This is a genomic window from Rhizobium ecuadorense, from assembly GCF_001187535.1.
GTDB lineage: Bacteria > Pseudomonadota > Alphaproteobacteria > Rhizobiales > Rhizobiaceae > Rhizobium > Rhizobium ecuadorense.
The window spans coordinates 1-20,514 of the sequence record NZ_LFIO01000064.1 but is presented as its reverse complement, the minus strand read 5'-3'; the positions used below and the strand labels follow the sequence as shown (position 1 = coordinate 20,514).

The window sequence follows — 20,514 nt, the reverse complement described above, 5'->3', positions numbered from 1 at the left end:
TTGGCTCACAGTTCGGTCAGGGCAGGGGGCAAGAACGAGACGTTCAGGTTGAGGCCAAGGATAAACACCAGCCAACAGATGAAGACGAGAGCAACCGTCAATCCCGCAACGCCTAAAACCGTGTGCGAGCGGTCGGCAAGTGTGCTGATGACGACGACTGTTGCAACCGACAAGCCGAGCCCGATCCGCTCGATCAGCACGCCGAACGCGGCCATGGCTCCAAGGATCAGGACCAGTTCCTTCCATGCCCATTTTTCAAGTGGGTCGGGGCCGCTACGCAACCCGCCCACGATCACCACAACCCCCAGTATGGCCAGCAGCGCGAATATGAGCATGGGCATGTATCCGGGGCCCATTTGAGCGGCCGTACCGAGAGCGTTCTCCATATTCAGGATCAGGCCCAAGGCGGCGACAGCGATCAGAAACACACCCGTCGCAAGGTCTTTGGCGTTCATTTTTCCAGATGTGGTTTCGACTGGTTCTTGTTGCATTTCGAGATGTTCCCCGATTTGTGTTGGGCGTCTTTATGTGGCGCTGCCTTGGCGACCCGCCATGCAGAACAGGTCCGGATGACAGCTCCGCAAAGACATGGAACGAAAGCCGGCCAAGCAATTCGTCGGTGGATGTAAGGCAGTGTCGGCCGTCAAAATACCGTCTCTGGGCAGGCTAAAGCCGGACCTGACCACCGCTACCGCATGATAAACGGGTTGGTTGGCCCTTCATCGGCAGTCGACAGGAACACGCTCTTGGTTTCGAGATATTCGTTGATCGCCTCGATGCCGCCCTCTCGTCCGAGCCCGGACTTTTTCATGCCGCCGAATGGCATCATGTAACTGTAGGCGCGATAGGTGTTGACCCACACGGTGCCTACTTTCAGCGCTTTGGTCATACGCATTGCGCGGCCAATATTCTGCGTCCAGACACCGGCAACCAACCCATAGGCGATGTCGTTGCCGATCTCGATGGCCTCGTCCTCGGTCTCGAACGTGATGATCGACAGGATTGGGCCGAAGACCTCTTCCTGGGCAATGCGCATATTGTTGGTAACATCGGCGAAGATCGTCGGTTGGACGAACTGGCCCCCTGTCAGGCCCTCGCCGGTTGCAGCGTGTCCACCGAGAATTAGGCGAGCGCCGTCTGCACGTGCAATGTCGAGATAATCCATGACCTTCTTGAACTGTGGCGGTGTGGCGATAGGCCCGACATTCGTATTGGGATCCATGGGATCACCCATTCTGATGTGACTGGCAAGCTCGACCAGTTTTGCGATGAAAGCCTCCTTGATCGAACTGTGGACCAGAAGGCGCGAGCCGGCCGTGCACATCTGGCCGGCCGCGCCGAAAATTCCCGACACCACGCCCGCGGCGGCGAGTTCCAGATTTGCATCGTCAAACACGATATTCGGCGATTTTCCACCGAGTTCAAGCGACACGCGCTTCATATGTCTGGCGGCCGTCTCATAGATCTTGGCGCCCGTCGCATCCGAACCGGTGAAGGTGATCTTCGTGACATCGGGATGCTCGACCAGCGCCGCACCGGCTTCGTGTCCGAAGCCCGTGACCACGTTAAAGACGCCGTCCGGCATGCCGGCTTCCTTGACGAGCGCGGCAAGTTCGAGAGTGCTCGCCGACGCAAATTCAGAAGGCTTGACGACGACGCTGCAACCAGCTGCCAGTGCTGGTGCACATTTCACGGTCGCAAACCAGATCGGCGAGTTCCAGGCTGTCAGTGCAGCAACCACGCCGATTGGCTCACGAAGGGTGAAGGCAAGCGTGTCAGCCTTTTCAATCGGGATGGACGAACCTTCGATCTTATCGGCCAGACCGCTGAAGTAATACCAGCACTCTGCCACGCCATTGAGTTGGCCGCGAACTTCGGCCAGAAGTTTGCCATTGTCTCGCGCTTCTATCCTTGCAATCCTGTCTGCGTTGCTGACAACCAGATCGCCGATCTTTCGCAAGATCTTGCCTCGCGCGCTGGCGGTCATCTTGCTCCAGGGACCGCTTTCCATGGCGCGGAGCGCCGACGCTACGGCGCGGTCAACGTCACCACGGGTGGCGCGGGCGATCTCTGCCCACGCCTTGCCGTGATAGGGATCTTCACTTTCGATCCATTCGCCACCTTCTGCGTCGTTGAACGCCCCGTCGATAAAAAGCTGGTACCTGTGCATGCTCACTCCTGAACTCAGTCTTGATTTCGATAAATAGGCGGCGCTAAAGCTGCGTGTGCTGTGAATGCGCAGGTGTGACGGCACTCCGCAAATGGCGTCACCTAACCAGCCGCGGCCACCGAACCTAGTTATTCAGCTTGATGTCGTTCTCGGTAATGATTTTTCGAAAACGGTTCTGTTCGCTGGTGAGAAAAGCCTTGAATTCTTCACCGGTCTTGAGATCTGTATGGAATGACAGAGGGCCAAACCGCTCCTGGAATTTTTGATCCTGAACGCCCTTGACGATCGCTGCAGAAAACCTGGTCACGACCTCCTCAGGGACACCGGCAGGTGCAAGATAGCCGTACCATACCCGCCCATCGATCTGCGGATAGCCGATCTCCGTGGTCGTGGGCACATCCGGTAGATTGCTGGTGCGGGCGGACGATGTGACCGCAAGCACCTTCACATTCTCGTCGTCCTTGAGGATGGCGCCTTCGCGTGCAGACACAAACATCATCTGGGTAAAGCCGCCGGCGATCCCCTGAATGCCGTCCGGGTTGTTTTTGTAGGAGACATTGATCCCCTTGCCCTTGGCTTCCTTGATAAACGCCGTCCCTGTCAGGTGGGCAATGGTGCCAACGCCGGCGCTTGCGAAAGTCACGCCTTCAGGCGAATGGATTGCAGCCATGAGGTCATCGATAGTGTTAATCCCGGCTCTCTTGGACACGATTAGAGCCAGAGGATAACCGCCTATCCCGACAATCGGCGTGAAGCTTTCGAGCGTGTAGGGCAGCTTGTCGCGCAACACGGTCTGCACAAGGCCAGACGTCGGCAGACACAGAAAGCTGTAGCCATCGGCTTTGGCCGCAGACGCTGCAGTTACTCCGATCGTGGTCGATCCGCCGCCACGGTTCTCGATTACCACGGCTTGGCCGAGTTCGGACGTCAGCGTTTCCGCCAAGAACCGGCTCAACGTGTCGTCGTCGCCTCCAGGCGCATTGGCGATCGTAATTGTGATGGGTCTGGCAGGCCATTTGGATTGCGCATTCGCAACGCGCGAAAACATGGCCACCGATCCAACCGCGCCGGCACCGATCAATACGTCTCTTCTTGAAATCATGCGTTCCTCCCGAATTTTGGCACTTTGAGGCAGTTGCACATGTCGATACCTGGCAATCGCTCCACCCGCTCTGACCTCCCAGCGCGCCTGCGTTCAAGGCCGCTTGGTGGCGTTGATACGCGGGCCAATCCATCTTCTTAGACGGCCTATGTAAAGGAAAAAGCCGGATTCCCGATCTCGGGCATATAAGCTGGAATTATATCCCAAATACACCCAACCCATCGCAAACTGCACGTTTACAAGGCTTAGACCGGTATTTAACGAAGCTCGCAACTGGACCTGAGCGGCAACCTCACGCTCGTCATCCACTTGAGGATCTCTCCCACTTAAAACCACAGACAAGCAAATGCAGTCCTCCGAGGTATGGCGCGCGCCACATTCTTGCGGACGGTGCAAAGCTGAATGGCATAAACAGTGCCATATTGTTTCGTGCAATCCGTCGTTGAAAGCGCCGATCTAAACCGCATGCCCCAAGTCGCAGATTGGCTCACGCGAGCCAGATCGAGGCAGCTAGGTGGCCACAAACAATCAGGCATCGGACGGGAGATGGATGTCTTCGGGTTGGAGGAGTATCATGAAATCAAATCCGTCTATGGTTTCGAGGACGAAACCAAGCTGATGCACGAGGTTGCTTTTTGATGCGCGGCGGATGCGCCACCGCGAAGGACATCTTCGGGCTGGCCGCATCGCTGCAGATCGACCCTAAATGCTGCGCCACGCGGCACCGGCTACAGTATCTTCCACGGATCTTGCAGTACACGCACCAAGACGGATTTTTGTGCCGGTATCCACGACAAGGAATTCGTTGCCAGCAGGAGCGCTGACCTGTTTCATCTTTGCGCCAGCTGCAAAATTCTTTTGCCAATTCGTCCGTATCGGACCGCCAGCCATATCGCTAAGTGTTTATATGCGCGACTTAGAACGCTGCGGCCGACGGGAGAACGGCCAGTCCAAGCGGTTTGTTTTCGGAGATATGCATGCCACATCGTGGCCAGGAGGCCTTTCCGCCAAGTTTGGCTGAATGGAGGAGCAAAGAAATGATCAAAGGAGCACGGTTGTTGCTGGCTTCTGCCGGTAGTGTCGCTGTCCTGTCCGGGAGTGCCTGGGCAAAAGACCTGACGTTCGGCTACGTTCCAGGCAGCATGATTTATCCTTATAGCGTCGCAACGGCCAAAGGTTTCGAAGCCGAGGCGAAGGCAGTCGGCGTCAAGACCGTCGTGCTCGACCCGCGAGGAAGCGTGGAAAAGCAAGGTAACTCGATCGACGATCTCATTGCTCAGATGGTTGACGCGATCGGCTTCCTGCCACTGGACTCCGTTGTCGCGCAATCGTTCGTCGACAAGGTCTCCGACAAGAATATCCCGTTTGTCTGGCGACCCGCTTTGCGATCCTTCGGCAGCAGATGCAGCGCCAGTTTTGCAGCCTGCTCGCCCCCGATAACGTCATCGGGGGCAACGCGTGCAGTCAGCCCTCGATAAACATCGCGCAGTTCGCCTTTGGTGGGGGCCCATGCTGAACGCAGCGAACGAGCAGACACGACGGCACCGCCCGGCCGCGCGCCGCGCAGGCAAAACTTGAAAAATAGGAGAGCAAAATGGCCCTACTGGCTGGCAAAACGGTCCTGGTTACAGGGGCACTCGGAACCATTGGCCGGGCACTAGTAAGCCGCTACGGCGAGGAAGGGGCCAAAGTTATCGCGTTGGATCGGCCCGACACGCCAGGCGCCCAGGAGACTGTTTCGCAATTGGCGGCCGAAGCCCGTTATTTCGGGTGCGATCTCGGCAATCTGCAAGGAACGGAAGACGCGGTTTCCAGGCTTGCGGATGAATTGGGCGGCATCGATGTGCTGGTCAACAATGCGGCTTATGTGAACAACAGACCCTTTGAAGACTTTTCGATCGCGGAGTATGAGGAAGAAGTGCGCATCAATTCATCGGCAGCGTTTGTGCTGATGCGGGTTGCAAGCCGGCATATGAAGCAACGTAATTACGGCAAGATCGTCAACCTGACATCCTTGACGCTCACCGGGCATTGGGATGGTTTCGTGCCCTATATTGCATCAAAGGGCGCGATGTTCGGGTTGATCAAAGGATTTGCCCGCGAGCTTGGCCCGTTCAATATCAACGTCAACGGAGTTTCGCCTGGTGCCGTGATTTCCGACGCGGAATATCGCCATTTTGGAGACCGTCGCGAGCAGTACCATCAGTGGATCTTGGAGCGTCAGAGCGTCAAGCGCCGGATCGAGCCGGTCGATATTGCAAATCTTGCCGTCTTCCTCTCGTCTGCGCAGGCCGACCTGATCAGCGGACAGAATATCCAGGTTGATGCAGGCTGGTAGGGCATGCTCACGCCAGCGCAAACGAGACTTTAGATCTTGCTGCGTCTCGGGTTCAAGAGGATGAGCTCGGGAACCAGGGGAGAGTTCGGCAACTGAGGAGGTGCCCGATGCCGCTTTTAAAAGCGCAGCGTTTTGCAGACGGCTTCATTTTTCTGGAAAGCCCGAAATGGCAGCATGATCATTTGTGGGTGTCCGATGTGTTTGACCACCGCGTTTACGCCATTTCGCCGAAGGGAGAGCGGCGGGTCGCGTGCCTGGTCCCCCACCGGCCATCTGGATTGGGTTTTCTGCCCGATGGCTCTCTCATTATCGTTTCCTCGAAAGAGCGGAAGCTTTTGAGACTGGTTAACGGTCAGATCACCGAAACCTATGCCGACCTCTATGACCATGCGGCCAGTGACGTAAACGATTTTGCGGTCGACGACCGCGGCCGGATCTATGTCGGCAATTTCGGCTATGACTATGACGCAGGCGAGGCGCGCAGGCCAACATCGCTGCATCGCATCGATCCGGACGGGACGATTACGGAGGTGGCGAAAGGTGTTGAGTTTCCCAATGGATCAGTCGTCATCCATGGCGGGCGCACTCTGATCGTGGCGGAAACATGGGCCTGTCGCTTGACAGCGTTCGATCTGGGTATCGACGGCGAACTGACGAACCGCCGCGTCTTCGCCGATATGGGCCACCGACAACCGGACGGTATTTGCGCCGATGCCGAAGGCGCCGTCTGGGTGGGCTGCTTTAACACCGGTGAGTTTGTTCGCGTCCTGGATGGCGGGCGTGTCACGCACTGGTTCGAATTTCAAGGCTGTGGCGTATCGTGCACATTGGGTGGAGCGGACGGGCGGCAGCTCTTTCTCTCGACCTATCTGGGGGCGAGCGAAAGCATCGCGGCCGGCGCTCGCCTGGGTGCATTGTTTACCGCGACGGTGGATGTGCCAGCCATCGGATCCTAAGTAAGACGACAGACACGAGCTTGTGAACCGTCACAAATGTGGACAATTTTTGAGAAGCGAGGACCCGCAATGCGGTTGAAGGATAAGGTAGCAATCATCACTGGGGGAGCGTCCGGCATCGGTAAAGCGACCGCCGACATGTTCGCAGCGCATGGCGCGAAAATTGTGATTGCAGACATCAATCCAAAGGCTATCGAAACAGCGGTCGGCGACCTGCAGGCGCATGGTGTTACCGCAGCGGGTCACCTTTGTGACGTTGCAAACCGCGACGATACACATGCTTTGATGAAAGCGGTCCATACGCAGTTCGGTCAGATCGACATCCTGATCAACAATGCAGGCATTTCGCGTTACAAATCGTTTGCCGATGCCACGAGCGCGGATTGGGATCCGGTACTGGCGGTCGACTTGAAAGGTGTCTTCTTCTGTTCGCAGGCGGTCGCGCCCTTCATGCGCGAACGCAGTTACGGACGGATCGTCAACATTTCCTCGGCACTTGGCACAGGGGCCGCCCCCCATAACACCGCAGGCTCGCCCGGTGGAAGCGCGGCCTATGCATCAGCGAAAGCAGGGGTGATTATGTTGACCAAGACCCTTGCGCGTGAGCTGAGCCCCGACGGGATTACTGTCAACTGCGTTGCACCAGGCAGCTTTCTCACTGAATTCTCGTCGTCGACGCGCACCCCGGAACAGGTCGAAGAGCACCTCGAATACCGGCGTAAACACCTGTTGTTGCGCCGCGTCGGAACGCTAACAGAGCTGGCAACCGTCATTCTGTTCTTCGCGTCGGAAGATTCAAGTTATGTCACCGGCCAGACCCTGAATGTTGATGGCGGGCGGTCGGACCGCATCTGAACGGAGTGCAGGAGCAAGTGGTGAGGATTGGATATATAGGACTGGGCGCCATGGGAGGCTCGCTGGCGCGCCATCTGGTCGGCGAACGGGAGCTTGTGGTCTATGACCGCGACCCGGCCACGCTGGCGAGTTTCGAGACACTTGGCGCCCGCATAGCCAACACACCGCGCGAACTGGCGCGACAGTGTGATGTCGTGCTCCTATGTCTTCCGCGCTCCTCGGATGTCGGCGACTTGCTTTTTGGCGTGGATGGGTTAGCAGAACACCTGGGGACTGGCACGCTGGTGATCGACCAGACCAGCGGCGTGCCATCGATGACGACCGAATTTGCCCGCAGGCTTGACGAACGCAATGTGCTGTTTCTGGATGCGCCGGTCAGTGGTGGGATTGCAGCAGCGCAAAGTCGTTCGGTAACGATTATCGCATCCGGCCCCGATGCCGCGTGGGAGCGTGGCAGGACTATCCTTGCGGAGCTGAGCACCAAGACTTTACGATGCGGTCGCCGCGTCGGCGATGGTCAGGCCTTGAAGCTAGTCACCAATGCCATTGGCGCCTGCTACAGACTTTCCACGCTCGAGCTGGTCGCGCTGGGGCGCAAATTCGGCCTGACCCTTCCGGACATTGTTTCAGATCTGAATGAAGGGAACGGCGCAAACTTTACTTCGCGCAATATGCTGGTCGGGTTAGTCGAGGGCCGATCCACCACCAACTTTGCGATGGCGCTGATGGTCAAGGATCTCAACGGAGCGCTTGATCTCGGTACAGGACTTGGCGCAGCGATGCCACTGACCGCCACAGCGCGCGGTTTGATGCAAAGCGCAATCAGCCTTTTCGGTCAACAGGCCCGGCTCGATGATGTCATAGGATTGACCGAGACATTATCGTCGGTCCGGCTCGCCGGCGGAGGGCCGCAGATGTCTGTCGCGCTTCCGGCATCACTGACCCCTGCTGATCTCACAGGTATTCTTTGCCGCAGTTCGGCCGCGTGCAACGTGATCGCCGTGATGGAGGGGGTCGAGATTGCCCGCAAATTCGGCCTTCCGGTGGCAGACATCGCGCGTGTCATCGATTCAGGCTCAGCCTGGTGCCAGATTGCCTCGCCGTTGTTGTCGGCTATAGCGGCAGGCGGGTTGGCGCAGCGGGACTATGAAGCAGAGCGGCAGGCACTTGAGACGGCGGCCCTGCTGGCGGCGACGGCGAACCTTCCCTTCATCATGCCCGCCACGGCGCTGTCGCGTTGGCGAGATATGCAAGCCTCACCTGTCGCTCCAGCCCAACAATGATCGGAGCCCAAACATAAGCCGCGATGGCGCTATCATTTCTCCCACGGCAAGCCAATAGGATGGCCCATTCAGAAAATCGCTTCTAACTGCATGCAGGTTAGGCCAACTAATCCGGCTTGAGAGAGCACTCTAGTTTGCCCAGCAGACAAAGGGATTTGCATGACAAAAGTATGGTTCATCACGGCAGGGAGACATGGCATCGGCTGCGCTATGGCGCGCACCGTATTGAAGTCTGGCGGAAAAGTCGTGGCGGCCGGGGCTAATATTGAGTTGGTCCAGACCTAGCCTTAAGGACGTAGCCGGTGAAAATCTGGCAGTGGTCCGCGTCGACGGCCATGATGAGCCAGGGGCGCAAGACGCGGTACGTCATGCGCTGAACGAATTTGGACGTATTGATGTGCTTTTCAACAGCGGCGGCCACAGGCGGCTCGGCAATTTCGAGGCGTTGACGACCCGCGACATCGAAGAAGTGGTATCAGCAAATCTGTTCGAAGTGATATACGCAATGCGTACGGTGCTGCCCGCGATGCGCGGCCAAGGCTACGGCCGCATCATCAACATCAGTTCAGTTGCCGGCCTCGTGGGCCTGGCGCGGCGCAGCGCCTATAGCACCGCCACTTTTGCGGTCGAGGGTTTGTCTCAGGCGGTCGCTCCGGAAGTTGAGCCATTCGAAATTCGAATTACCACAATTGCACTCGGTTTATCCGGCTTCGGTCCGCATAAGCACCGCGACACCGACGACAAAGACGGTCCCCTTGAGGATACCAGCAACATCAACGTGGCAGATGAGATCGTGCCCGGCTACGGTCTTGATGCTCATGCCGATGCCGAAAGGCTTTCCTATGTGCTGCTGACGATTTCCCAGATGAAGGACCCGCCCAGGCAGTTCGTGGCTGATGGCGATTCCCTGGAGATGTACAAGCCCGTTCTGATACGCCAGCTTGACGATCTCAGTACGAACGAAGCGTTGTCGAGATCGACGAGCGAACCATTCTTAGTCGAACAGTTTGAGGCCATGTCGGCAGGACCGCCGCTCACGATAGACAAAGGCTTCCGCCCCGCGCCGGTCGCACAGACCCAGCTCGGGTTCCCGACGAGCCCGCAATTATGCCCCTGTTGCGCAGGGGGTCCTGAACAGCCCGGCCCTTGTCTGCAAACTTCGCCGTTGGCGTGCCTCTCGCCAACGCGAGCAACCTCGCGAAGGAAATGGCGCTCTCATATAGAGAGCGCCAAAATGCCCGGTCGGCCGGTCAGGATCTGCTTTCGTGATGGGCAAGCACCGGCGTGGCACGCTCGTCAAGAGGCTGCCCCTTTACCGATGCGTCTGCGCTCTGTTCCTCATCATCCTTCATGCCGCTCTTGAAGCTTTTGATACCCTTGGCAACGTCTCCCATCAGCTCGGGAATCTTGCCGCGACCGAAAAGCAGAAGAACAACTGCAAGGACGATAAGCCAATGCCACGCGCTAAATGAACCCAATTCAGTCACTCCCTGATTGCCGGGAACGTCTGTACATATCCCGATCCCGTTTTCGTCCTTGATAATATCCCGGCGACAGTCTGAACGCTTTCTCGGGTAAGCCGGTCAAGCGTCGCGCTTGTCGCCAAAGAACCTTGCCGCACTGATGCTATAGGATTTCACCGGATGTGATTAGACCGTTTCTTTTCCATGCTTTCAGAAGCCAGGTTTATCAATGCAGTGGGAGGGCATCTCCATCTGATCTCCAACCAGGGACGCACGGCATCCTCGCGCCTTAAAAGCTGTGTCGCATGGAGCCCCATCCGATTGCGAGTGCCCGCAAACGGGTCTCAGGATACAGATACGCAAAAGGTTCATCAGGTGAGGAGAGAGACGTTCCTGTGCAAAGGTCCTGCCGCTAGCCTTGCAGAACTCGACCACCATCGAAGATGAAGATAAGGCGCTGGACTTGGCGCAGACAGCATCAGCTTCTCCCCACCGCTCGTCGATTGATGCGAGAAGCGACCTGCATGTTCTCATCGATATCCGTCACAGCGTGATCGGAGGCGATACCGCCCGCCGGAGCTGGACCGCCAGCCGCGCCGCGGCAACCATCGGACTTGCCGCAAGCCACCGGCTGCCTTTGGCTCACCTCGCTCGCGTTTGCGCGTCACGCACAAGGGCTGCCAAGCGGAAAAACATATGCACCATTTTCGTGAAGGGCAGCGTGAGGTAGAAAGCCAGGATAGCTCCAAGATGGCCGATCAACAACGGCCGAACCGCAGCTGTTCCCGTCGCGCAGTAAAGCGCGATACCAGACGCTGCGATGGCCGTCAGCAGCAAAACAAAAGCCATCTCGCCGCCCCACACCGCCGGCGCTCCCAGGGATTTCTCAGCCCGCACCTTCAGGCCAATGAGCACGATCCCGCCGAGCGTCATCAGAACCCCTCCCGGAACACCCAGCAGCTTGGGAACCGAAATCAAGGGGTAGGGCGCTTCCATGCCCATGACGTAGTGCAGAACCGTGGCTGATGCAGTCGAGGCGAAGCATAGAAGAAAGCCCCACATGACGCCATGATGGGCCCAGCGCCGCGCCATGGTAAATCGGTCTTGCTTTTCATAATTGCAGCCTTTTGCCGATCCGCCGGACAGGTTCTTAAGCTTGCCCGCATCAACCAATGCATCGCGCAGATGCTGTAGGGTAATACGATCGCCGCCGACATAACGCCAGTATCGCCACAGTCCGACGCTGACGAGAACGAGCGGCAGCAGCGATGCAACGGAAAACAACGTGGCCATGAGCGTATGGGATAGAACGGCGTAAAAGCCTTGCCCGCTTTCCGGCCGCATTGCATAGGCAACCGCGAACAGGAGCGCTATGCCGGTAGCGAGCGCACCGGCAAGCGAGACCCCGCTCTTTTGGAACAGGTGGGCCAGACCACTTGGCCAGATAAATTTCTCCCAGCTTTCAACCCGGACCTCGGCCAATGCGCGAGGCAGGTTTAGTTTGAACTCGTGTGGTTCTGTGTACTGGCAAGCATAGTAGCAGCCGCGGCAATTGTGGCACAGATTGGCAAGCTGCGTCACATCGCCGTCAGAAAAAGCACGGCTCAGCGTCATCGCGGGGAAGACCGAGCAGTAGCCTTCGCAGTACCGGCAGGCGTTACAGATATCGAGCTGACGCCGCGCCTCTTGCGTTGCCGTCCCCTGGGGATCGCCCGGATTTGCAAGCGCGAAGATATCAATTTGCATGAGCGGCGGCCTCCCTGCCGGCTTGACGTCCGAAAACTGTCCCAACGGTCATTCCAAAGCCCGCGAGATATCCTTCTCCGAGAATGGAACCTGCCATAATCTCTCCCGCCGCCCAGATATTTTTGAAACGGCCTTTGGATCCATTCACGCGGGCCGTATCGTCAACCTTCAATCCAAGATAGGTGAAGGTCACCCCCGGACGCAGTGAATAACCATAGTAGGGCGGCGTATCGAGCGGGCGGGCCCAATTGGTCTTGGGAGGCTCGAGGCCCTCAGTCGACATTCCGTCGAGTTCGGTAGGATGGAACCGGCCGGGGCGGCATGCGGCATTGAAATCGGTGACAGTCTTCAACACTGAATCGACCGGCAGGCCAAGTTTTTGGGCAAGTTCCGGGATCGTGTTGGCTGCAATTGCGGGAAAGACCGATGGCATGAAGAGATTGACGCTCTTGGAATCAATCAAGGAATAGGCGACCTGGTCGGGCTGTGCGGCGACAAGCCGTCCCCAGATGGCGTAGCGCTTCGGCCAGACGTCTTCTCCCTCGTTGTAGAAACGCTGGCCGTCCTTGTTAAGGACAACGGAAAAGGGGACGCAGTCCAGGCGCGTGACGATCCCGCCATCATATTTTGGCGCTCTTCCGTCAATGGCAACAGCGTGACACTGGGTGGGATCACCTACGCTTTCTGCGCCCGAATCGAGCATATCGCGCAGTATTTCACCGCGGTTATACGGTGTACCGCGAATGAGGAAGTTGCGGGCCGCAGGCCCCCAGGCGCGGGCAAGCCAGTCAAGATCCGCCTGAAACCCGCCCGAAGCGAGCACGACGGCTTTCGTTGCCAACTCCATTTCCTTCCCGTCGATGACAACCTGAACAGCCTCGCACGAATCCGACGCAAGAGCGATGTGGCGGACCTTGGCCTCGTATACAATCGTCACACCAAGATCTGATGCCGTGTTGTAATAGGCGTTAACCAGAGCCTTGCCGCCGCCGAGGAAGAAGGCATTGGTGCGCGACAGTGACAGTGTACCTGATAGCGACGGCTGAAAGACCACTCCGTGCGTCTCCATCCAAGGCAGACAGCCTTCGGAGCTGCGTATTGCCATACGAGCAAGGTGTTCGTCGGTCTTTCCCTTGGTCACCAGCATGAGGTCCTGAAAATATTCCTCTTCCTCGTAGACGCCTGTCAACACCGACATCGGGCCCTGATGCATGCACCGGAAGTTGCGCGTGTGGCGTGAGTTGCCACCGCGATAGGGTTTTGGCGCACCTTCCAACAAGAGCACCCGTGCGCCTGCATGGCCCGCTTCAATCGCGGCGCATAGGGCGGCATTTCCGCCGCCCACAACAATGACGTCCCATCGGATCTGCGCCAGCGCGCTTGGTCCACGTCCCGCCATACTTGCCTCCTGTCCCTAGCTTAGTATTCGTTTGTATACAATAGCACGCAAACCTGTGCAACAGCGAATATTGCGCTTCCGCTCATGGGGGATGATGCTGTCTACTGTGACCACGGAAATGAGGTGTGGCCTCATGAAACAAGACTGATTGAACCGGCGACCAACGGAGGAGGCTGCCAATATGGCCAAGAGCAGTGCGCGGCAGATGTTGGGGCAGAGCGCCTACCAGATCATCCTGGATTTCATCCGCGAGGGTGTCTATCCGCCAGGCGGCCGCTTGCGCGAGGAGGAGGTTGCCGAACGTTTAGGCATCAGTCGAACGCCCGTGCGTGAAGCCTTCGGTCGCCTGCAAGAAAAAGGCCTTTTGCAGGCCGCCCCGGGCCGTGGTTTGGAAATTGCAACGCTCAACATGGAGCAGGTATTTGAACTCTATGCGATGCGGGGTGAGCTCGAAGCATTAGTTGCGCAGTTTGCAGCTCAACACGTCACCGCAGCCGAGATTGCAAATCTGGAAGAACTCAACATCGAATTTGCCGCGGCGGGTTCGCCCCAAGAAGCGGCGAAGCTCAATCGTGCATTCCATGCCCGGCTTTATGATGCCGCACGGAATCGATACCTGCGCGCCGCGGTCGAGGATCTGCAAGAAACCATTGCGCTGCTGCCGCAAACAACCTTTACGCAAGCTGCGCGGCTGGAGAGTGCTGCGAGCGAGCATGTCAGCATGATCAAAGCGATATCCGAGCGCGATGGTAAGGCCGCCGCAGACGCTGCCAGGGACCACATCTCCCGCTCTCTGGCAACGCGCCTCACCCTCATCCGCGCCGGCAATATCTGACTCTCACCCACAGGGGCGATAACCGCCCGCACCCACCAGAAGACAACATCTGATTATTGCACCGTGGGTCACAATCTTTGGCGTCCGTGAACATAGGCGACGCGTGAAGATGCCCTTAGGGTGATCTGCGAACATACTGAATGAGAGGCTTGCGCCGGTCATTCACCTAGTTTGCCGAGACGACGCGGAAGCATACGCAGTTGATCCGCATCCAAAATTTCCGGGAGGTTTCCAGTGAATACAGTGCAGTTCGCACCGGAGTTGATCGACGTATCGGCCACATCAGCGAGGGAGCGCGCTGAGCGATGGCTTGATACGTTCGAACACGCGCTCGCCAGCGCGGACAGGCAGTCGCTTGAGCATCTCTTTTGTGACGATTGCCATTGGCGCGACCTGGTGGGTTTTACCTGGTCTGTGTCCCAGTTCGAGGGCAAGAAGCAGATCGTTGACCGGCTCTTACAGACGCGGGCCAATGTTACAGCGACACGCTTTAGCGTCTCGCCGACGCGCACTGCGCCGCGCCGTGTGAGCCGTGCAGGGGTGGAAGTGATCGAGGCTATCTTTGAGTTCGACACCCCGGTAAGCCGCGGTGAGGGGCTGTTGCGCCTGCCTGTAGAAGAGCCCGACAAGGCTTGGGTTCTGTTGACATCGATGGACGAAATAAAGGGCCATGAAGAGCCTCTTTTGGCAAACCGGCCCTCGGGCAGTAACTATTCCAAGGGCTTTGGCGGCGAAAACTGGCTGGACATCCGCAAAAGAGAACAGGCCTACGAGGACCGGGAACCGGCAGTCATTGTCGTTGGCGCCGGTCAGGCTGGCCTTGGTATCGCTGCAAGGCTCAAGATGCTTGGAGTCGACACGTTGGTGGTCGAGAAGCATCCGCATGTCGGGGATAATTGGCGCAAGCGATATCATTCGCTCACCCTTCATAACGAGGTGCAGCGCAATCACATGCCCTATATCCCGTTTCCGCCAAATTGGCCCAAGCTTCTGACAAAGGATATGCTTGCGGGCTGGTTCGAAATGTACGCCTGGGCGATGGAACTGAACGTCTGGACGGAGACCGAATTGACGGGTGCCCGGTACGACGACGCGGCAGGCGGCTGGGCTGCCACGGTTCGCCGTGCAGACGGCAGCGAGAGACAGTTGAGACCGAGGCACCTGGTATTTGCCAACGGCGTCAACGGCATCCCGAAATATCTGAACTTGCCGGGTTTTGAAAAATTCAAAGGGGATATTATCCACACGCATCAGTACCAGGATGGCTCGCAATGGAAGGGCAAGCGCGCCCTGGTGCTCGGCACCGGCAGCAGTGGCCACGACGTGGCGCAGGACCTGCATGCTCATGGCGCGGACGTCGCCATCGTCCAGAGAAGTTCAACCACTGTTGTCAGCATCGAGGCGTCGCAGATAAACCACGTCTTGTATGCCGAGGGTTTCCCCATCGAAGACAGCGATCTGATCGCCGCGGCAAATACCAACCCGATCCTGATCCGCAGCTATCAGCTTAACGTCAAGAAGATGGTTGAGATGGACAAGGATCTGATCACTGGGTTGAAAGCGAAGGGCTTCAAGCTCGATATGGGCGAGGATGAGACCGGTCACCAGATGAAGCTCCGCCGCCGCGGTGGGGGATATTATCTCAACGTTGGATGCTCGGAGCTGATTGTCGAAGGCAAGATCCGCCTCCTGCATTTCGATGACATCGACAGCTTCGGGGAAGATGGCGCCTATATGCGCGATGGCCGCGTCGAAAAGGCCGACCTGATTGTCACAGCTAGCGGGTATCTGTCGCCACAGGAGTTGGTCCGTCATCTCCTGGGAAGCGAAATCGCAGACAAGATTGGCCCAGTTTGGGGCATCGCGCCCGATGGCGAAATGAACAACATGTACAGGCCGACGGCGCAGAAGGGCCTTTGGTTCATGGGTGGCGGGCTAGCCCAGTGCCGCATCTATTCAAAGCCGCTCGCACTTCAGATCAAGGCCATCGAGGAAGGGCTGGTTCCCTAGACCGTCATCGTTCTGGTTCTTCGGCGCAAAACAAAAGCAGCGACGCACGGGCAAAAGCGTTCGCGACAGGAGGAAAAATGCTCGATCTAACAGGAAAAGTCGCTTTCATCACCGGTGCAGGATCTGCCGGCGAGGGATGGGGAAATGGCAAAGCGATTGCGGTCTTGATGGCACGACAGGGTGCCAAGGTGTTTGGCGTGGATCTGAGCCGCGAGGCCCTCGATGCGACCTCGTCCGCCATGGCGGATGAAGGACTCGCTGGCTGGGCTACCCATGTCTGCAATATGACGGACAGCGATCAGGTCAAGGCGGCCGTCGACAGTTGCCTGGCACATTTCGACCGCATTGATATTCTCGTTAACAATGTCGGCGGAAGCGCGCCCGGCGATCCTGTCACCATGAGCGAAGAAACCTGGGATAACCAGCTGGACCTCAACCTGAAAACCGCGTTCATGGGATGCAAACACATCCTGCCTGTGATGGAACAGCAGTTTCAGGCTGATGGCAGTGGCGGTGCGATCGTCAATATGGCGAGCGTCGCCTGCCTGAGTTCGGCCGTGGGGGGTCGCGTGCACGTTGCCTATGCCGCATCAAAAGCCGGTGTCATCGCCTTTACCCGCTCGACGGCCATTGCCTATGTCAAGCGGGGCATCCGCGTCAACGTGGTCATTCCCGGCACCATGCATACGCCGCTGGTGGAGAACCGGCTCATGAAACAACTCGATATCAAGGACCCGGAAGCATTTATCGCCAAACGGCACGCCAGTATTCCCATCGGTCGCATGGGAGACGCATGGGATATCGCCAATGCCGTTGTCTATCTATCCAGCAACGAGGCAAGTTACATCACGGCCACGCAGTTAGTGGTCGATGGCGGCTTGACGGCGGCACGGTGACGAAATGCCAAGATTGACGCTTCCAGAAGCAGGGATGACACAAGAGCAGCGTGCGGCCTGCGCCGAGGTCATTGCCGGCCCCCGTGGTAAGATCCCGTCACCGATGATTGCTTGGCTGCAAAACCCGGAACTGGCGCGCCGCGGGCAGCAGCTCGGCGAAGTATTGCGGTTCCACACCGCACTTGAACCGCATCTGGTGGAACTGGCCATCCTGGTTACGGCGCGTCATTGGATGGCGCATCAGGTCTGGACATCGCACAAGCGGCACGCCCTCGAACACGGCATAGATGAGTGGGTCATCGGGACGATCGCCGCTGGCATGGCGCCTGTATTTGCAAATCAAAGGGACCAGATTGTCTATAATCTTTGCAAAGCGCTGCTCGAACAGCGGCGCATTCCGGATTCGCTCTACACATGCGCTGTTGCCGAATTCGGGCAACGCGCGATCGTCGAGCTTGTCGCCGTCGTCGGCTATTACGGGCTTGTCTCCCTGACGGCCAACGCATTTGAATTGGGGCTGCCGCAAAATCAGGCGGTCGAGCTCGGTGATCCGCAATTCACGAGTGCTCCTGGCCAATGAACAAAACAGCCCAGCGCAGCCATATCCCCATACGTCCTATTTGGCTCTCCACGCGCAAGGAGGAGATTCTCTATCCCGATCAGCCGATCATCGATGCCCACCACCATCTCTTCGACAGGCCGGGCTGGCGTTACCTTCTTGACGATATGTTGGCGGATATCGGCGGGGGTCACAACGTCCAAGCGACGGTCTATGTGCAAGGACGGGCGATGCTTCGCGCCGACGGGCCGGAACTCATGAAGCCGGTCGGCGAAACCGAATTTGCCAATGGCGTGGCAGCCATGTGCGCAAGCGGGACTTATGGCGATGTGCGCGCCTGCGCGGGTATTGTTGGCTATGCCGATCTGCTTCGTGGTGATGCGGTGCAACCCGTTCTGGAAGCGCACATCTCCGCCGCAGGCGGGGGGGCGGACCATCATGGCCGCTTTCGGGGAATCCGTCATATTGCTGTTTGGGATCCCGACCCGGGAATGGTGAATGGAGCTTACCAACCCAGTGAAGCGATGCTCGACAGCGATGCTTTTCGTGCCGGTTTTGCGAAGCTTTCGCCTCTCGGGTTGAGCTTTGACGCCTGGCTGCTGTTTCATCAAATTCCGCGCCTTACTCAGCTTGCGCGGACATTTCCCAATACGGCTATCGTGCTTGATCATTGCGGCGGCATTGCCGGAATCGGTCCCTATGAGGGAAAGCAAAACGAGGTGTTCTCTGTTTGGTCGGCTGCAATCTCGGATCTGGCCAAATGCCCGAATGTCATGGTTAAACTCGGCGGATTGGGAATGAGTTTGTCAGGCTTTGATTTTGAGCGTGAATGCATCGCGCCTTCGTCAGAGCAACTGGCGGAACGATGGCGGCCTTATATGGCAACGATCTTGGAAGCTTTTGGCAGTGACCGGTGTATGTTTGAAAGTAATTTCCCGATGGACAAAGGCAGCTATAGCTACTCTGTCGGCTGGAATGCAATGAAGCGAATTGTCGAGCACCTCAGTCAGGACGAGAGAGACGATGTTTTCTGGCGTTCTGCGGCGCGATTCTATCGGCTGACGATTGATCCTGGTGTAAGGCGCATGAACGATTTCGGACCCGGACATGAATGATTTGCCACAGATTGTCGGCGTGTTCGAACATCCGACGCGGTCCGCTCCGGATAAGACCGTCGCTCAGCTCCACGCCGAAGCCGCGCGGGGCGCTCTTGAGGATGCGGGCCTCAGCAAAGACGACGTCGACGGTTATTTCTGTTCAGGAGACGCCCCTGGCGGGGCTCTTTCGATGGCAAATTATCTAAACCTCCGCCTACGGCACTGTGATACCCTTGATATCGGTGGAAGTTCTGCGGTCGCGCAGGTTGCGCAGGCTTGCGTTGCCATAGAAATGGGCAAATGCAACGTTGCCCTTATAACCCAGGCTGGACGGCCGAAGACCGAAGGATTGACGACCGGAACAAAGAAGATCGTCAAGGACGCCGCCGCCCCCGATATTCTCTGGGAGCGACCTTACGGTGTCGCCAACGTCGCCAATTATGCACTCGTAGCCGCCCGTCATTTCTATGAGTTTGGAACGACGAGCGAACAGCTTGCCTGGGTCAGGGTTGCCGCTTCGCATCATGCGCAGCATAATCCGAACGCGGTCTTGCGAAAGGTCATTGCCGTCGACGACGTGCTAAACTCACCGCTGATATCTGACCCCTTGCATCGCCTGGATTGCTGTCTGATCACTGACGGTGCAGGTGCAATCGTGGTAGCGCGGCGAGAAATAGCAGCGTCGCTTGGTCATGCGGCCATCCGAGTAAAAGGTTCCGGGATGGCCATCAAGCATCAAGACGCCGGAGCGGTTGATTTAACTTATTCGGCGGCTGCACGATCTGGGAAGCAGGCTTTCTCGCAGGCGGGCGTGACACCCGATGACATACGATATGCGTCTATATACGACAGTTTCACCATCACGGTCCTCATTCAGCTGGAAGATCTGGGTTTCTGCCCGAAGGGGAAAGGTGGTGCCTTCGTCGCGGATGGCAATCTGATTGCAAATGTTGGGCGCCTTGCCGTAAACACCGACGGAGGAGGCCTGTGCAACAATCATCCGGCCAACCGCGGCGGTATCACCAAGGTGATCGAGGCGGTTCGGCAACTGCGCAATCAGGCGGCGCCGCAAATTCAGGTCAGAAACTGCGAGCTCGCCTGCGTCCAAGCTACGGGCGGACATATGGCGACCCGTCACGCAAGTGCAACGCTGATTTTGGAACGGGTCTGAGAATGCACCAGATTGACGATTCGGAACAAGTCAGCGTCGAAGCCGCCGCCTTTTTCGAAGCGGCGCGAACGGGTCGTTTCCTGTTACCAAAATGCGAGGAGTGCGGTCGGTTTCATTGGTATCCGAGGGCAGTCTGTCCTTTTTGTCTGGCGGGCAAGATTGGTTGGCACGAGAGCCGTGGGCTTGGCCACGTCTATACATCGACCATTTTCAGAAGGGCCGATGTTCCACTGATCATCGCCTATGTCGAACTCGACGAGGGGCCTCGAATACTGACCAAGATCCTCACCGACAGTTTGAGAGCTGTACCAATCGGACAACGCGTTGAAGTTGAGTTCGTCTCTTCCGAGGACAAAATGGACCGGCCCTATCTTGCCTTTCGTCCAACCGACAAGAGATAGGACCTTGGTCAGTCTTGGCGATCGTCGGCTACCGGGCGCCGGCGGAGCATGTCCTTACCGCCGAACCTCTGCATGGCGACCGGCCTCATCGGTCTTTCCATTCGCCAGAATTGGTACGGTCGTGTCGTCGAATGCCATTCTTGGCCGGTCGAAAGATCATGCGGTTCGAGCGGCACTACGTAAGCCCACGGTGAAGGCCGTCTTGCGATAGAGGGCTTCTGACTGCCAGTCCT

The 20,514-nt window shown here is 57.7% G+C and carries 18 protein-coding genes and 1 pseudogene; 13 read left to right on the top strand and 6 right to left on the bottom strand.

Annotated elements, in window-relative coordinates; all coding sequences use genetic code 11:
• Nucleotides 1-5 precede the first annotated feature (5 nt).
• The 3 genes from AF337_RS02675 to AF337_RS02665 form a co-directional block, all read right to left on the bottom strand.
• Nucleotides 6-455 carry a tripartite tricarboxylate transporter TctB family protein gene (locus tag AF337_RS02675; protein WP_244471159.1) on the bottom strand — a complete coding sequence of 150 codons (450 nt, stop codon included), beginning with the start codon at nt 453-455 and terminating at the stop codon, nt 6-8.
• A 233-nt stretch (nt 456-688) separates the two neighbouring features.
• A complete protein-coding gene (locus AF337_RS02670) occupies nt 689-2,170 on the bottom strand; it encodes an aldehyde dehydrogenase (protein ID WP_049730937.1) in 1,482 nt (493 codons plus the stop codon).
• 124 nt (nt 2,171-2,294) lie between these two features.
• Nucleotides 2,295-3,272 carry a Bug family tripartite tricarboxylate transporter substrate binding protein gene (locus AF337_RS02665; RefSeq protein ID WP_049730936.1) on the bottom strand — a complete coding sequence of 326 codons (978 nt, stop codon included), beginning with the start codon at nt 3,270-3,272 and terminating at the stop codon, nt 2,295-2,297.
• A gap of 1,037 nt (nt 3,273-4,309) precedes the next feature.
• Between AF337_RS02665 and AF337_RS02660 the strand changes: the two genes are divergently transcribed.
• The 6 genes and pseudogenes from AF337_RS02660 to AF337_RS44910 form a co-directional block, all read left to right on the top strand.
• On the top strand, nt 4,310-4,750 hold the full coding sequence (locus AF337_RS02660) for a sugar ABC transporter substrate-binding protein (RefSeq protein WP_082336735.1): 441 nt from the start codon (nt 4,310-4,312) through the stop codon (nt 4,748-4,750).
• 116 nt (nt 4,751-4,866) lie between these two features.
• The gene (locus AF337_RS02655) at nt 4,867-5,610 is read left to right on the top strand and encodes an SDR family oxidoreductase (RefSeq protein ID WP_049730934.1); all 744 of its coding nucleotides are present in this window, start codon (nt 4,867-4,869) and stop codon (nt 5,608-5,610) included.
• Nucleotides 5,611-5,717: 107 nt separating this feature from the next.
• Nucleotides 5,718-6,566, top strand: a complete 849-nt coding sequence (locus tag AF337_RS02650) for an SMP-30/gluconolactonase/LRE family protein (RefSeq protein ID WP_049730933.1) — start codon at nt 5,718-5,720, stop codon at nt 6,564-6,566.
• A 69-nt stretch (nt 6,567-6,635) separates the two neighbouring features.
• A complete protein-coding gene (locus AF337_RS02645; RefSeq protein ID WP_049730932.1) occupies nt 6,636-7,421 on the top strand; it encodes an SDR family NAD(P)-dependent oxidoreductase in 786 nt (261 codons plus the stop codon).
• A 5-nt stretch (nt 7,422-7,426) separates the two neighbouring features.
• The gene (locus AF337_RS02640; protein WP_342028405.1) at nt 7,427-8,704 is read left to right on the top strand and encodes an NAD(P)-dependent oxidoreductase; all 1,278 of its coding nucleotides are present in this window, start codon (nt 7,427-7,429) and stop codon (nt 8,702-8,704) included.
• Between the two features lie 265 nt (nt 8,705-8,969).
• Nucleotides 8,970-9,395 (top strand): annotated as a pseudogene (locus tag AF337_RS44910) (SDR family NAD(P)-dependent oxidoreductase); the annotation flags it as partial.
• A gap of 559 nt (nt 9,396-9,954) precedes the next feature.
• Here AF337_RS44910 and AF337_RS39500 read toward each other — a convergent pair.
• From AF337_RS39500 to tcuA, 3 genes are all read right to left on the bottom strand, one after another.
• Nucleotides 9,955-10,182, bottom strand: coding sequence for a twin-arginine translocase TatA/TatE family subunit (locus AF337_RS39500; RefSeq protein ID WP_082336734.1), 228 nt, complete (start codon nt 10,180-10,182; stop codon nt 9,955-9,957).
• Nucleotides 10,183-10,809: 627 nt separating this feature from the next.
• Entirely contained in the window at nt 10,810-11,913 is a 1,104-nt protein-coding gene (tcuB, locus tag AF337_RS02630) for a tricarballylate utilization 4Fe-4S protein TcuB (protein WP_049730929.1), read from the bottom strand.
• A complete protein-coding gene (tcuA, locus tag AF337_RS02625; protein WP_049730928.1) occupies nt 11,903-13,312 on the bottom strand; it encodes an FAD-dependent tricarballylate dehydrogenase TcuA in 1,410 nt (469 codons plus the stop codon). The genes tcuB and tcuA overlap by 11 nt, the downstream gene beginning before the upstream one ends.
• Nucleotides 13,313-13,493: 181 nt before the next feature.
• Here tcuA and AF337_RS02620 point away from each other — a divergent pair, with 181 nt between their 5' ends.
• From AF337_RS02620 to AF337_RS02590, 7 genes are all read left to right on the top strand, one after another.
• Nucleotides 13,494-14,147, top strand: a complete 654-nt coding sequence (locus AF337_RS02620; RefSeq protein ID WP_049730927.1) for a GntR family transcriptional regulator — start codon at nt 13,494-13,496, stop codon at nt 14,145-14,147.
• 234 nt (nt 14,148-14,381) lie between these two features.
• The gene (locus tag AF337_RS02615) at nt 14,382-16,157 is read left to right on the top strand and encodes an NAD(P)-binding domain-containing protein (RefSeq protein WP_342028404.1); all 1,776 of its coding nucleotides are present in this window, start codon (nt 14,382-14,384) and stop codon (nt 16,155-16,157) included.
• A 77-nt stretch (nt 16,158-16,234) separates the two neighbouring features.
• Entirely contained in the window at nt 16,235-17,053 is an 819-nt protein-coding gene (locus tag AF337_RS02610; RefSeq protein WP_049730926.1) for an SDR family NAD(P)-dependent oxidoreductase, read from the top strand.
• A gap of 4 nt (nt 17,054-17,057) precedes the next feature.
• Nucleotides 17,058-17,633 carry a carboxymuconolactone decarboxylase family protein gene (locus tag AF337_RS02605; RefSeq protein ID WP_049730925.1) on the top strand — a complete coding sequence of 192 codons (576 nt, stop codon included), beginning with the start codon at nt 17,058-17,060 and terminating at the stop codon, nt 17,631-17,633.
• A complete protein-coding gene (locus AF337_RS02600; protein ID WP_049730924.1) occupies nt 17,630-18,727 on the top strand; it encodes an amidohydrolase family protein in 1,098 nt (365 codons plus the stop codon). Before AF337_RS02605 ends, AF337_RS02600 begins: the two co-directional genes overlap by 4 nt.
• Entirely contained in the window at nt 18,720-19,880 is a 1,161-nt protein-coding gene (locus AF337_RS02595) for a thiolase domain-containing protein (protein WP_049730923.1), read from the top strand. The genes AF337_RS02600 and AF337_RS02595 overlap by 8 nt, the downstream gene beginning before the upstream one ends.
• Nucleotides 19,881-19,882: 2 nt before the next feature.
• On the top strand, nt 19,883-20,281 hold the full coding sequence (locus AF337_RS02590; RefSeq protein WP_049730922.1) for a Zn-ribbon domain-containing OB-fold protein: 399 nt from the start codon (nt 19,883-19,885) through the stop codon (nt 20,279-20,281).
• Nucleotides 20,282-20,514 lie beyond the last annotated feature (233 nt).

Excerpts from the sequence above, each read along its gene's own strand:
- AF337_RS02675 (WP_244471159.1), bottom strand. The coding sequence starts at position 455 with ATGAACGCCAAAGACCTTGCGACGGGTGTGTTTCTGATCGCTGTCGCC.
- AF337_RS02670 (WP_049730937.1), bottom strand. The coding sequence starts at position 2,170 with ATGCACAGGTACCAGCTTTTTATCGACGGGGCGTTCAACGACGCAGAA.
- AF337_RS02665 (WP_049730936.1), bottom strand. The coding sequence starts at position 3,272 with ATGATTTCAAGAAGAGACGTATTGATCGGTGCCGGCGCGGTTGGATCG.
- AF337_RS02660 (WP_082336735.1), top strand. The coding sequence starts at position 4,310 with ATGATCAAAGGAGCACGGTTGTTGCTGGCTTCTGCCGGTAGTGTCGCT.
- AF337_RS02655 (WP_049730934.1), top strand. The coding sequence starts at position 4,867 with ATGGCCCTACTGGCTGGCAAAACGGTCCTGGTTACAGGGGCACTCGGA.
- AF337_RS02650 (WP_049730933.1), top strand. The coding sequence starts at position 5,718 with ATGCCGCTTTTAAAAGCGCAGCGTTTTGCAGACGGCTTCATTTTTCTG.
- AF337_RS02645 (WP_049730932.1), top strand. The coding sequence starts at position 6,636 with ATGCGGTTGAAGGATAAGGTAGCAATCATCACTGGGGGAGCGTCCGGC.
- tcuB (WP_049730929.1), bottom strand. The coding sequence starts at position 11,913 with ATGCAAATTGATATCTTCGCGCTTGCAAATCCGGGCGATCCCCAGGGG.
- tcuA (WP_049730928.1), bottom strand. The coding sequence starts at position 13,312 with ATGGCGGGACGTGGACCAAGCGCGCTGGCGCAGATCCGATGGGACGTC.
- AF337_RS02620 (WP_049730927.1), top strand. The coding sequence starts at position 13,494 with ATGGCCAAGAGCAGTGCGCGGCAGATGTTGGGGCAGAGCGCCTACCAG.
- AF337_RS02610 (WP_049730926.1), top strand. The coding sequence starts at position 16,235 with ATGCTCGATCTAACAGGAAAAGTCGCTTTCATCACCGGTGCAGGATCT.
- AF337_RS02605 (WP_049730925.1), top strand. The coding sequence starts at position 17,058 with ATGCCAAGATTGACGCTTCCAGAAGCAGGGATGACACAAGAGCAGCGT.
- AF337_RS02600 (WP_049730924.1), top strand. The coding sequence starts at position 17,630 with ATGAACAAAACAGCCCAGCGCAGCCATATCCCCATACGTCCTATTTGG.
- AF337_RS02595 (WP_049730923.1), top strand. The coding sequence starts at position 18,720 with ATGAATGATTTGCCACAGATTGTCGGCGTGTTCGAACATCCGACGCGG.
- AF337_RS02590 (WP_049730922.1), top strand. The coding sequence starts at position 19,883 with ATGCACCAGATTGACGATTCGGAACAAGTCAGCGTCGAAGCCGCCGCC.